Origin of the sequence: Psychrobacter nivimaris, from assembly GCF_009812035.1 — a bacterium.
GTDB lineage: Bacteria > Pseudomonadota > Gammaproteobacteria > Pseudomonadales > Moraxellaceae > Psychrobacter > Psychrobacter nivimaris.
The window spans coordinates 36,066-49,315 of the sequence record NZ_VZIZ01000017.1 but is presented as its reverse complement, the minus strand read 5'-3'; the positions used below and the strand labels follow the sequence as shown (position 1 = coordinate 49,315).

12 protein-coding genes are annotated in these 13,250 nt (G+C 42.7%); 4 read left to right on the top strand and 8 right to left on the bottom strand.

All coding sequences use genetic code 11. From position 1 onward, the window contains the following. Nucleotides 1–125: 125 nt before the first annotated feature. Together FQV37_RS07640 and FQV37_RS07635 are read left to right on the top strand one after the other, a co-directional pair. A complete protein-coding gene (locus FQV37_RS07640; protein ID WP_160022107.1) occupies nucleotides 126–995 on the top strand; it encodes a thymidylate synthase in 870 nt (289 codons plus the stop codon). 64 nt (nucleotides 996–1,059) lie between these two features. Then, nucleotides 1,060–1,632, top strand: a complete 573-nt coding sequence (locus tag FQV37_RS07635) for a dihydrofolate reductase (RefSeq protein ID WP_160022105.1) — start codon at nucleotides 1,060–1,062, stop codon at nucleotides 1,630–1,632. Nucleotides 1,633–1,767: 135 nt separating this feature from the next. On the opposite strand, the gene uvrC is transcribed toward FQV37_RS07635, so the two are convergent. After that, nucleotides 1,768–3,612: an excinuclease ABC subunit UvrC gene (gene uvrC, locus FQV37_RS07630; RefSeq protein WP_160022103.1), complete on the bottom strand. Its 1,845-nt coding sequence runs from the start codon at nucleotides 3,610–3,612 to the stop codon at nucleotides 1,768–1,770. A 154-nt stretch (nucleotides 3,613–3,766) separates the two neighbouring features. After that, complete coding sequence (locus FQV37_RS07625) at nucleotides 3,767–5,290, bottom strand: DUF3360 family protein (protein ID WP_160022101.1); 1,524 nt, start codon at nucleotides 5,288–5,290, stop codon at nucleotides 3,767–3,769. 512 nt (nucleotides 5,291–5,802) lie between these two features. Between FQV37_RS07625 and FQV37_RS07620 the strand changes: the two genes are divergently transcribed. Continuing rightward, on the top strand, nucleotides 5,803–6,363 hold the full coding sequence (locus tag FQV37_RS07620) for a DUF4442 domain-containing protein (protein ID WP_102092092.1): 561 nt from the start codon (nucleotides 5,803–5,805) through the stop codon (nucleotides 6,361–6,363). Between the two features lie 224 nt (nucleotides 6,364–6,587). Here the strand turns inward: FQV37_RS07620 and rplS are convergent, their stop codons facing one another. The 4 genes from rplS to rpsP all read right to left on the bottom strand — a co-directional run bounded on the left by rplS (nucleotide 6,588) and on the right by rpsP (nucleotide 9,022). Beyond that, nucleotides 6,588–7,007, bottom strand: coding sequence for a 50S ribosomal protein L19 (gene rplS, locus FQV37_RS07615; protein ID WP_101205948.1), 420 nt, complete (start codon nucleotides 7,005–7,007; stop codon nucleotides 6,588–6,590). A gap of 205 nt (nucleotides 7,008–7,212) precedes the next feature. Further along, nucleotides 7,213–7,977, bottom strand: coding sequence for a tRNA (guanosine(37)-N1)-methyltransferase TrmD (gene trmD, locus FQV37_RS07610; RefSeq protein WP_160022099.1), 765 nt, complete (start codon nucleotides 7,975–7,977; stop codon nucleotides 7,213–7,215). Between the two features lie 77 nt (nucleotides 7,978–8,054). Continuing rightward, a complete protein-coding gene (gene rimM, locus FQV37_RS07605) occupies nucleotides 8,055–8,588 on the bottom strand; it encodes a ribosome maturation factor RimM (RefSeq protein WP_101205950.1) in 534 nt (177 codons plus the stop codon). Nucleotides 8,589–8,752: 164 nt separating this feature from the next. Further along, nucleotides 8,753–9,022 (bottom strand): 30S ribosomal protein S16, encoded by a 270-nt coding sequence (rpsP, locus tag FQV37_RS07600; RefSeq protein WP_021812802.1) that lies wholly within the window; start codon nucleotides 9,020–9,022, stop codon nucleotides 8,753–8,755. A gap of 426 nt (nucleotides 9,023–9,448) precedes the next feature. Between rpsP and FQV37_RS07595 the strand changes: the two genes are divergently transcribed. Further along, nucleotides 9,449–10,924, top strand: coding sequence for an ATP-binding protein (locus FQV37_RS07595; protein WP_160022097.1), 1,476 nt, complete (start codon nucleotides 9,449–9,451; stop codon nucleotides 10,922–10,924). Between the two features lie 38 nt (nucleotides 10,925–10,962). Here the strand turns inward: FQV37_RS07595 and FQV37_RS07590 are convergent, their stop codons facing one another. After that, complete coding sequence (locus FQV37_RS07590) at nucleotides 10,963–11,142, bottom strand: hypothetical protein (protein WP_160022095.1); 180 nt, start codon at nucleotides 11,140–11,142, stop codon at nucleotides 10,963–10,965. Between the two features lie 191 nt (nucleotides 11,143–11,333). After that, on the bottom strand, nucleotides 11,334–13,031 hold the full coding sequence (locus FQV37_RS07585; RefSeq protein WP_160022093.1) for an ATP-binding protein: 1,698 nt from the start codon (nucleotides 13,029–13,031) through the stop codon (nucleotides 11,334–11,336). Nucleotides 13,032–13,250: the final 219 nt, after the last annotated feature.

Below are 13,250 nucleotides of genomic sequence, written 5' to 3'. Positions count from 1 at the left end.
TGATGACTTAAAATAGGGTAAGCTGTCAAAACGCTTATCCTAGCAATACTTTCAATAATGACAGTGTATATATCGACTATCCATCTAGCCTGTATGTACTGTCAGCAGTAACTAAAGAGCATTTTATGATCAATGACACCCAAAGTAATAACGAGCAAGGCTATTTAGATTTACTACGCCACGTTCTCGACAATGGCACTGAAAAAGGTGATCGTACTGGTACTGGTACGCTTAGCCATTTTGGCGCGCAGCTACGCTTTGACTTAGCAGAAGGCTTTCCACTGCTAACGACTAAAAAGGTTCACTTTAAATCTATCGCTTATGAGCTATTATGGTTTTTAAGTGGCAGCACTCATGTTGACTATCTGCAACAGAATAACGTTCGTATCTGGAATGAGTGGGCGACAGCAGAACAGACCGCGCGCTTTAACAGACCTGCTGGCGATTTGGGTCCTATCTATGGTCATCAATGGCGTAACTATGGCGCGACCAAAAATGAAGATGCCAGTTATAACGCTGATGGCGTCGATCAAATCGCACAAGTCGTTGAACAGATAAAGACTAATCCGAATTCACGCCGTTTGATTGTTTCTGGCTGGAATCCAGGTGAGGCAGAGCAAGTAGCCCTACCACCATGTCATACGTTATTTCAGTTCTTTGTCGCAGACAATAAGCTGTCGTGCCAGTTGTATCAACGTTCGGCTGACTTATTCCTAGGCGTGCCTTTCAACATTGCGAGCTATGCGCTATTGACTCATATGATCGCGCAGGTGTGTGGTCTAGAAGTTGGAGAGTTTGTTTGGACAGGTGGTGATTGTCATATTTATCAAAACCACCGTGAGCAGGCTGAGCTACAGTTGACTCGCTCGCTATATGAATTGCCGACGTTGTCTTTGAATCCTGAAGTAAAAGACATATTTGCGTTTGATTACGAAGACATTAGCGTCAATGACTATGAGTCGCACCCTGCTATCAAAGCAAAAGTCGCCGTATAAAGTTAGTTTGATTAACTACGCTAAATAAAAGCAAAACTTAAGAATATAATAAAAAGGATATATTATGAGCTATGCCCATACCGAAGTTGCCCAAATCGCTGCTATTAGTAGCAATCGTTGTATCGGCAAAAACAATGAGCTACCGTGGCATATCTCAGCAGATTTGCAACATTTCAAAAGCATGACGACCAAAGAAAACGATAGTAAGATTCAAGGTATTGTGATCATGGGTCGTAAGACATTTGAGTCAATGGGTAGTAAACCATTACCCAAGCGTGTGAGCTTCATTGTCACCACACAGATGGATTATGCTGAGACGAAAGGTCTTACAGATAGCAGCAATGCTTATGTGGTACACAACCTAGACGACGCTCTGACACAGGCAGCTAGCCTAGCACATGGCGCGCATCTCGATACGATTTGGGTAATTGGCGGAGAGCGAGTATTTAGTGATGCTCTGATGTACACCGACCGTATTGAGCTGACTCATGTAAATACTGATATTGCAGACGGCGATGCATTTTACCCTGAGCTGCCAGAACGCTTTAAAGTAGCAGACGAGTCTGAGCAGATGCACGATGAAAAAAGCGATTTAAGCTTTAAATTTACCACTTATAAAGTAGAAACTGATAAGTAGTAAAAGCCTATTAAAAAAGGGGCAATCTTGGATAAGTAAAATTATCCAAGACTGCCCCTTTTTTTTAATCTTCACACAGTCTTATTTATAGTCAATTAATAAGATAAAAACTGATGCTTGATAATATCTAACTCTTTACTCATGCAATACTTTATAAACCGTTTTTGCGAGTACTGGTCCGATACCTTGTACGCCTGCCAACTCCTGCTGTGAAGCGCCTAATAGCTGCTGCATACCACCAAAATGATTGAGCAAGTCACGACGACGTTTCTCACCCAGTCCCGGTATTACCTCTAGCACTGATGATGAGCGACGCTTATCGCGTTTTTTACGGTGAGCGGTAATCGCAAAACGATGCGCCTCATCACGAATATGCATCAGCAAGTGCAATGCTTTGCTATCCATCGGTAGATCCAACGGTTCGTGATCGATAAAGTGCAATACCTCAAGCCCAGCCTTTCGCCCTTCTCCTTTTGCCACACTAATGAGCAAGGTGTCACCAAGAATACCCAATTCAGTTAATACTTCTTTGGCAATACCAAGCTGACCTTTACCACCATCAACCAATAGCAAATCTGGTAACGGCTGTTTCTTGTAACGTCGAGTCAGTACTTGTTTCATCGCAGCGTAGTCATCGCCACCTTGGATATCATGGATAGCATACTGACGGTAATCGCGACGGCGCGAGCCACCTTGGTCAAATACCACGCAGCTACCGATGGTCGCCTCACCCATCGTATGTGAAATATCAAAACATTCAATGCGATCAATCGTCCGATCGGTGACAGTCGCCAACACGTCTTTTAGCGCACCAAATCGTGCGTGCAGCTCTAAATAATCGCCAAGCTTGGTTTTTAATGCATTACTGGTATTCAATGTGGCTAAGTCCAGCCACTCTGAACGGTGCTCGCGCACGTTGGTCTTGATGACTACTTTATTGCCAAAATGCGTTGCCAATGCTTCGCTTACTGCCACCTGATCTGGTATCTGATGGCTCAATATGATTTCGGCGGGCAAATCATCGGTCACTTGGAAATAAAATGACGTAATAAAAGCTGATAAATTGTCTGCTAGCGACTCACTACTATCCACATCTGGGAAATAATTTTTCCCGCCCAATACACGGCCGCCACGTACCGTCAGTACGTTCACACAAGTCATGCCAGCCTGACTGGCAATGGCAATCACATCTGCCTCACCTTGTACGGTATAGACCGCTTGCCTTGCTTGTACTTCACGTAGCATGGACAGCTGATCGCGATAAAATACCGCCTTTTCAAAATCTAACGCTTCAGCTGACGCTTCCATCTTTTCAATCAGCGTACTATGGATGTCACTAGAGTCGCCTTTTAAAAAACGGATGGTATTGTTCACATCTTCTGCGTACTCTTCTGGCGATACCAAACCGACACAGGGCGCACGGCAACGTTTGATCTGATACTCAAGGCAAGGACGTTGACGCTGCTTAAAAAAGGTATTGGTACATTGACGCATTTGAAACATCTTTTGCATCAAGACCAACGTTTCTTTTGCCGCATGTGCAGAGGGAAACGGGCCAAAGAATCGACCTTTTTGATGATTGCCTTTGCCGCGACCGTAAGCCAAACGTGGATAAGGCTTATCGGCTGAGATAAATACATACAGATAGGATTTATCATCACGCAGCAGCACATTATAAGGTGGACGATGCTCTTTGATTAGATTCTGTTCAAGCAACAGCGCTTCGGTCTCACTACGCGTAATGATAGTCTCAATATTATGAATCCGCGCCACTAGCGCCCGCGTCTTTGGATGATCAATCGTCTTGGCAAAATAGCTATTTACTCGGCTTTTTAGCGACTTAGCTTTACCAACGTATAATATATCGCCGTTCTTACCCAGCATCTTATACACCCCTGGCAAGTTAGGCAGGCGTTTAATCAGATGCTTAAGACGGGCTTTTTTATCATCGACAGGACTCGATTCTGAGACATTAACCATAGAATTTATTGCTCTTAAAAATCTTAGTAATACTGCTAGTTATGGGGCGGGAGTCATTGTTTTACAAGCCAATTATTATCGCAGCGCTACCCATAAAAAAGCCAGCTTTCGCCGGCTTAGTTTGTTCTATTATCGTTTATGCAATAACCTACTGCTAATGACGGAAGTTTGCCATCAGTGCTGGGATACCCGGCAGCATACCGACGATAGCCATGACACCTGTCAGTACCAGGAACATAATACCCGGTATGATCCAGCGGCTCATCTTAGTCAAATTCGCACTACGTTCTTTAGAGCCAATCAAGCCCAAGTTATCAAGCAACAACGTGAGCGACCAACCAAAGGCAGGATTCACCAATGCAGAGGCAAACACCACAATCGCAGCAGACTGCGTGGTTTTACCTTCACGCGTCATCTCCATACCAGCTTCTAGTAATGGAATAAACACCCCAACGATCAAGGCCACACACATCACTGGTTGCCAGATGGCTAAATCCATTGGATAGCCCCAAACCCCTGCGATAATACAAAATAGAGCCGTCAATAAAGCACCGGCAGGAATTGGACGTTTAGCAATCGCCGCAGGAACAATATACGTTCCCCAAGATGACGCAAAGTTGGCACCGCCCAATACAGAGCCGACTACCTGACGAAATGAAGCACTGGTCATGGTGTCATCAATATCCATAAGCACTTTTTCAGTACGCTTAGGATAGCTGATTTTTTGGAACACCTGATGGCCCAAGAAATCTGGCGACCACATTGCCACGGCCAAAATAGCAAACGGCAGTACTACAATGAAGCTTTCAATCGTCGGCAGACCTAACATCCAACCTGTGTTTTCGCCCCACCAATACATTGGATTCATGTTTGGTAGACCTGGCGCTGTTTTGAACGCAAAAGGTGCACCCAATGCAAAGGCAAGACCACCGCCCAATACACAGCTTAGCGGAACTGCGAGCCAGCGTTTTTGCCAATGCTCAAGCAATGCATACAACAGGATAGTCGCCAGAATAATAAAGAAAGCGATATGCGACATGCCAATCCCTTCTGCCCAAGCAAAGAGATTTTTGACCTGTGATGTGGTTCCGATAAAGCCCAAATAAATCAATAGGCCACCGCACACACCTTTACTGGTTAAGTTAGCCAGCAAACTTCCTCCTTTACTAATCGCGAGGAGCAGACCAAAAGCACCGATAAGCAAACCAAAAGCCATCGGGTGTCCACCAGCTGCTACCACAATAGGAATCAGAGGAATAAGTGGGCCGTGAGTACCTGCAAGGTTGGCCGTCGGCAATAGAAAGCCCGAAAATAAGATAATAAAGAAGGAGACAATCAATAGCTCATAGCGCACGTTTTCTAAGACAAACGCATCACCTAAGCCGAGTGGACCTGCAAAGGTTGCTGCAATGGCGCCCACCATAACAACTTTACCGATGGTCGCGGCCATTGCTGGAATAGTATCTTCGTATTCAAAACGGTAATCACGGAATGGTAAATTAGGACGCCAGCGTTTCGGCTGCATGATTTGTAATTCATGGTTTAAATAAGCATCACGACTGTCAAAACTAGAACTGGGCTTATGCAAATCTACATAACTGCCTTGTACTTGACTGTCGTGGTTTACGTTCGAGGTCGGCGGATTAGACCCTGAAGAGGGGGTCTGAGGGTTACTCATCACATTTCCTTGTGTCGATTACGTCTTTGATTGACTGCACACGCTCTGCTCTAATGTCATAGACCAAAGCGCCTATTACAAACTGCGAACTATTGTATGCCAAGACTTGATGAAATGCGAACCTAAAACCATTTAAAGATACTATGTATCTCATTATAATATATAAACTAAAGTTTCTATTTGAGACAAAATTAACCTTAATAGAAAACTATGAGGAAAAAATCTCTCTGTTATGGACTTTGAATTAGGATAAATGACCATTTTATTGATAATGATTTGCATCTAGATGATTTTTTATCACATAGATGAATAGCAAAGATAGTTATAATAAATAACGATCTTTACTTATAAGTGGGTATAAATATGTCATTTCGGTTACGCTTTAGAGCTAGCGGGCTGAGTACTTTTTAATTATGATAAATACTTTTTATCGATTTATTTACCAGTGATACTGTGTAAAACCGCATTATTGATACAATCAAAAAATTGAGAAAAGGCAACAGGACAAGTTTATGAGCGTATTACCTACCAACCTTGAGACTTTGAAACGTCGGGCCAAGCAAAGCATCATGCCATTGCTGACACCGCATTTATTAAAGCTACGCCTTAATACTTATGCACCATACATTGGTGCAGGTATCAAAATCGATCATATTAGTCTCGATCAGGGTTTGTGCGTAGTCAGCATGGGACTAAACACTCTGAACAAAAATATCGTTGGTACTCAGTTCGGTGGTAGCTTATATTCAATGGTTGACCCTTTTTATATGCTTATGCTGATGCATCAACTGGGTAGTAATTACGTGGTGTGGGACAAAAGCTCACATATTGATTTCATTGCGCCTGGCAATAGCAAAGTCACTGCACGCATGAAAATACCTAGCTCTGAAATTATTACTATTCAAGATCTAGCAAAAGAAGGCGAAGCGGTATTCCGTGAATATAAAGTCGATATCGTTGATGAGCAGCAAAAGCTCATTGCAACCGTTACCAAGACTTTATACATTAGACTGCGCAAATACAGTAAGTCCAAAGAGCAAGTCAACCGCATCGATACATTTGATGCTCAATAAGTTTTAGCTTATAACTGGCACTATCAGAGCTGATAAAACTCAAATTATTAATGCTATACATACAAAAACCCCAATCTAGCTTTCGCATAGATTGGGGTTTCGTCTTTTTTGGTATGGCCCGCTTATTTATAAATAAACCTATGAATAAGGGCTTGTATCTACTATTACCTTGTCTTGAGCCAATCCTAAAATTATAGGACTAATTCAAAACGGCAAACTTGTGCTTAGATACCAGGTGCAGTATCAACTGCATCAGGTACACCAGCGTCAGTTTTTTTCTGAGCTGGACGTGGCGCAAGTTTTTCGCGGATACGTGCTGATTTACCAGAACGCTCACGTAAGTAGTACAGTTTCGCACGGCGAACAGCACCGCGGCGTTTCACTTCAATGCTATCGATGATTGGTGAATGCAATTGGAATGCACGCTCAACACCAACGCCGCTTGAGATTTTACGTACGGTAAACGCTGAGTTTAGACCGCGGTTACGCTTAGCAATTACAACGCCTTCAAAAGCCTGTAAACGCTCACGCTCACCTTCACGTACTTTTACTTGTACCACAACGGTATCGCCGGGTGCAAAGTTTGGGCGCTCAAGCAATTGAGCGTTTTCGATGACCTGAACCAATGGATGCTTGTTGCTCATGAGAGTTATCTCCTCACATTAGATAATAGAGGCTTAACGCATATCACCTGTTTGTAATAATTAATCGCATCTCTTTATAGTGAGACACAACGTAAATGGGTTATAACCAACGGCCACTATGTGATGACTCGTTTTATTATTGCTCAAAATTCTGTTTCTTAACTGTTTATCAAACCTAGTAACAATAAAGTCAGATTTTAAAAATCTACTTTTTATCTGCTTTGGCCAATGCTTTCAACCACTTCGCTTGCTCTACCGTTGGAGTAAACGCTTGCCATAAGTCTGGACGACGCGTTTGCGTACGACTGACTTGCTGACTAAAACGCCACTTAGCGATATTGGCATGGTGACCTGAAAGTAATACCTCAGGAACCGCCATACCCGCAAACTCATGCGGCTTAGTATAGTGTGGACAGTCAAGCAAGCCATCGACAAAAGAGTCTTGCTCCGCTGACTTGTCATCACCCATGATATCGGGCAGACGACGTATCACACTATCCATCAGCACCATTGCTGGCAACTCGCCACCAGTCAACACGTAATCACCTAACGATACTTCCATATCGACATATTGTGATAGTAAACGCTCGTCAATACCTTCATAACGACCGCATAATAAAATCATGCCATCGTAATCAGTCATATTGACTACGCTACTCTCACTAAGCGTCTGTCCTTGCGGTGACATATAAATCACCGGACAGTGCTCACTATCGACACGGCAACCGTGCTGACTGGCACGCAATCGTGCATCCTCAATGGCTTTCGATAATGGCTCAGCCATCATCACCATCCCAGGACCACCCCCATAAGGGCGCTCATCAATACGGCGATAGTTATCGGTGGTATAATCACGTGGATTAATGCATTCAATCGTAACTTGCTCTTGAGTCACTGCTCGGCCCGTGATTCCAAATTCACGAATCGTGGCAAACATCTCAGGAAAAATACTAATTACGGAAAAATACATCTGATGTCTACTTGCGTTAAGGCTAAAACAATCGGTGTAAGTAATAACAACGTCTGACTAAAAAGCCAGAAACGCTATCAGTAATCACTCGGCCATGCCACAAGCACTGTTTTTTCAGTCATATTGACTTCTATCACAGTCTGCTTATGCCATGGAATCAGGCGTTCTTCATTGTCCAAACTGTCTGAATTTGCCGTTACACGCATGATGTCATGGGCACCGGTTTCAAACATTTCAGTGATATTACCTAGATACTCATCCTGCTCGTTCATCACGCGCAGACTGACCAAATCCGACCAATAATATTCGTCTTCAGCTGTTTCAGGCAGGACGTTTTGTTCGACCCAAACGGTAACACCGTTCATAGTCTCAGCAACATTACGATCAGGAATCTGCTCAAATTGAGCCACAATTCCTGTTCCTTGCTCACGCCAAGCTTTCACAGTCAAAGGTTTCATGCCAGTGGCAGTTTTCATCCACCACGGCTTCATGTCGAATATTGCTGTACGGTCATCCGTATCACTGAATACCCAAAGCCAGCCTTTAATGCCGTAAGGCTTCTTAAGCTGACCAATTTTCATAAGGGCACTAGCGTTTGGAACAGATGACATAGCAGCTAACCTAACAATGATTAAAACAGCAATTGCAAAAACAATTGCGTCAAAAGCGATAAACAGTTAATGGCGCACCCTGGTCAGACCAGTTACGCTATGTATTCTAAAGTCTACTGAGTCATGTCATAGTTTTCTACGAACGTCTCAGCAACAACCAAAACTTAAGCAGTTGCTTCAGTTTGAGCTGCAGACTTGTTGTAAGCTTTTGCTAATGAAGCAACGCGATCTGAAGGTTGTGCACCTTTTGCGATCCACGCATTGTACGCTTCCATGTTTAGGCGTACTGCTTCTTCAGACTCTTTAGCGAGTGGGTTAAAAAAGCCGATGTTTTCAATATAGCGACCGTCACGCGCGCGGCGTTGATCAGCAACAACTACTTGATAAAATGGGCGTTTCTTGGCACCGCCCCGTGCTAAACGAATAACAACCATGTGAATTCTCTCTTTCGCAGGTATACCAAAAAGGGCATAATTATATCACAGTCTTTATTTGTTGAAAACATAAACTGTGCATATTTAATTATTTATTAACAATAGCTTAAATGTCGACCTAAGTAAAATATAACTGATGATAATGACTTATTTTTAAAGTTTTTCTTTAGATTCTATAGATTACTATTGCTCTCTCTGAAAAATAGATGATTACTAAATACATTTATCCTTAAGCTTAACTTTATATCTGTTCCAATAAATATTTGGCTTGCTCGTCGATTGCATACTGTATCAGTACTATTTATTGGTTATGCTATTCTATGATATACCGTTATAGATCGATGTATGGACTAGCCTTAAGGCAATCGTATTTAAAGAGCTACACGCTATATCACAATAACTTTTCTTTTACTCTGTTGGACACATATGATCTCTCCAAACCCAAAGCCGCGTCGTAAAGGTTGGCTGCCACGCTCTTATTCCAACACTTGGCTAACGACCTTGATGGTTGCCTTTATCGTGCTTATTAGTGTGAGCTTATCAATTTTGTTCTTTTGGCGTAGTCTGTATCTGCCAGAGTTAAAAAACCATGCGCGTTATTTGACGAGTGAGTTGCAGCTGATCAATAGTGTTAATAAAGACTGGCAAGGTCGTCCCGAAGTACGCCAATGGATTTACCAGCACTCTCATGTCGTCGTGGTAAATAATCCGAGCGACTTTCCAGAAGTCGCTGACAAGCCATTCGTGAGCTTTTTCACTGACGTACTACAGCGTGAAATCGGTGCGCAGCTTGGTCGTCCTGTAGAGGTCTATTTTAAATTTAAGCCAACGCCGCAGCTATGGGTACAAGATAGCCGTGATGACAGTTTTTGGGTGCGCGAGCCTGTGGTTTACTATTCACAATATAGCCCAACGTTATTGGTGCTATTTTTGATTGGACTGCCTATTCTATCGCTACTCACAATTATTCTATTAGCGCGTCAGTTGAATCGCCCGCTACGCTACTTACAACGGGCGGCTACTAACTATATTCGTCTTGGTCATGCAACCACACTGCCAACTCAGAAAGGCCCCACAGAAATACGTCAAGTTAATATGGCCTTTAACCGACTGTTTACGACTTTAAACCAAGCGCAAAAAGAGCGAACAATCATGCTTGCCGGCATCTCACATGATTTGCGGACGCCGTTGACACGTATGCGCTTAACTGCAGAGATGCTACCAGATGATTTTTTCCGTGAAGGGCTGATTTACGATATTGAGGATATGGATGCCATTTTGGAGCAGTTCATCTCTTTTATGAAAGACGGTTCTGATGAGCCAGTCAGCTTGACCAATCTAGATACCATATTTAACGAAATCATGGTGCAGTTTGCGCCAATGAAGTTTGTATATGAGTCAGAATGCGACAAGGTCGTTCCCGTACGTCCATTGTCCATCAAGCGCCTGATTATCAACTTGGTTAATAATGCCAATCGTTATGGAAAGCCACCTATTTATTTATCGGCAACGGTTGTACCGACATTTATAGAAACTGTCGAAGACGAAGATACGGATGTGGTCAGTGAAAATGTAGTGAACAAAGAAGCTCAAGAACAGTTAGTGATTTGTGTACGAGATTGCGGTGATGGCGTCGCTGATGATCAATTAGAGCGGATTATGCAACCGTTTGAACGTGGAGAGACGGCACGGACTACTCAAGGTAGCGGACTAGGTCTTGCAATTGTTGATCGTATTGCACGATTACATCACGGTACTGTTGAAGCCATTAACCACCCTGAAGGTGGGCTACAAGTATGCGTACGCATTCCCCTACTCTCTAAAGTCGCTGGAGATACGACATTAGCGGCTGACGTAGACGAAGTATCTGAGGTAGACAGTACAGCGCCAAATTTAAAATAGTGATAAGACTTCAATCTGAATAAGCAAAGATATCAAAGCTAGTCTTTGCTACCAATAGCCGGCGGAATATACTCAGCACTGTTAGTAAAAGCTAATGGCTGGGTAATTTCAGCCTGAGCTGTTCGTAGTGTTTGGGTCGTTGATGGCTGTTTTAAAAATAAATAATAGCCTAGCGTAATCGCATTCAACACTACCAAGCCACCAAATAAATACGGCATCCTATGCTCTCCTATGACATTGTCCAACTGTCTTAAAAATAGCGACAAGTGCGTCACCTGGCTATAAAGCGCTATCGTGTTATACCGTTAAGATGACGCTGATTATCTTTAGTATCATGACTAATAATTATGGCGTAGTCTGATGATTTAGTCTGATAGCTTGCTCTTATAGCTTAGCCCTATAACTTGGTCTAATCTGACAACTTAGTATCGAAGTCGCGCTCGCTTTTCTCCTGCGTCAATTCATCAGCAGCAAGAATTTGCGTCAATGGTTTAATAGGCCACGTCATCACGAACCTTGCGCCGCCTAACTCACGACTCTCATCTACCTTCATACTACCATTAAACCAAAAGGCAATACGCGATACAATAGACAAGCCTAGGCCATAGCCACCTGACGCGCGTGTACGGCTGTCATCTAAGCGTGAGAATGGAATGAATACTTTTTCGCGATCTGCTTCAGGAATACCATGTCCATCATCTTCGACACTAACGAAGGCATTACCTTTTTTGACACCAGCACTAATGATAATGGTTGTTTCTGCATAGCGTAATGCATTACCTGCAAGATTTTGAATCACACGGTGTAAGTAGCGTCTATCTGCCACTGCTGTTACTTTTGCATTTGGTAAACTGGTTACTATTTTGATAGGTTTACCTAGCGCATTGGTTTCGCGCTCGATCTGCTCTAACAGCTCTCTTAAGTTTACTGGTTCTAAATCTAACTTTGGTGACCCTTCCTCAAGCTTAGCATAGGTCAAAATCTCATCAATCAAACCATTAAGCGATTCAATATCTTCATCAATATAATCACGCTGCATAAAACGTGAGTCTTCGTCATCAGTATCAGCGAGCATATCTACTGCAAATCGAATACGAGCCACTGGCGTACGCAGCTCATGTGAGACCGCTCGGGTAAGCTCTCGCTGTGATTCAATCAAACGCTTAATATGCGAGGTCATGGCATTAAAAGTCGCTGACAAACGCGCTATTTCATCTTGACCAATAACCTGTACTTGAATATCAAGGTTACCTTGACTGACCTCATTCACACCTACCTGAATCAATTGTAGCTTACGTTCAAGCGGGAAGATGAGCGCATATACACCTAAGCTAATTAGGAACATACTGATAAGAATCATACTAATAATTAAGTTAAGCGGGAACCAGTTAAATAACGGTATAGGCCCAATCAAAATTGCCATATCATTGATTTCAGAGGGTACCACTACCCTAATCGCAGAGTTACTCGTACTACTGTTAGTATCTTGCAGCGATATGACGACTTCGTCACGACGCAAACGAGACAGCTGATCTGAATCTAACTCAAGCGTATTAACTGCTTTAAACGCTAAAGGAAAAGAAAACTTTTTCTCCAATTCAGCCAAACGTGCGCGTTTGTCCGACAGTGTCATGTGATAAGACAAATCGTCTAACAAAAAGACCGCGATTGCCCGTACTTGCTGCTCAGTAACCTGTGAGATTCTCGCTGTTAAAACACTCTTGTTGTCCGGCAAACGATAATAAACATCTGCATATACAGGCTGGTTGAAATAACGTACAACGGTATTATCATTTTTAAAACGGCGTAACTCACTGGCGCTAAAATCTACTTCGTCAATAGGCAAGACTTTAAAAGTAGTACCAAACAAACTACTCGCATCTGATAACCAATATTCACGCTCTTCTTCGCTATTTTGGTGAGAGATTCCTTCACTCACCAAATGAAACGCGCCCATTGCCATATTTTCACGATAAGACTGCACACGCTCCTTATTAATGGTATCCATCAATAACTGCGCAAACAGTGCCACACATAAGCAGACTATAAGTAGCCCAGCATAGATACGAACAAAAATACTGTGTTTTAAAGAAGAGACTAATGACATACGTGCCGTGACCAACTTAATAAATAGAGATTGCTAATATCATCAAACATATAGATAGTGCTATGTGTTTGATGATATCGAGCATGATCGAATAGAGATAGACTTTTAATTACCGCATTTTAGTTCATATGCAGCAATCATCCAAAGACTTATATGTATGACATATATTTAGTCAGCGTCTATAATAATGAGTTAATTAAACCACATAACACTGCATTT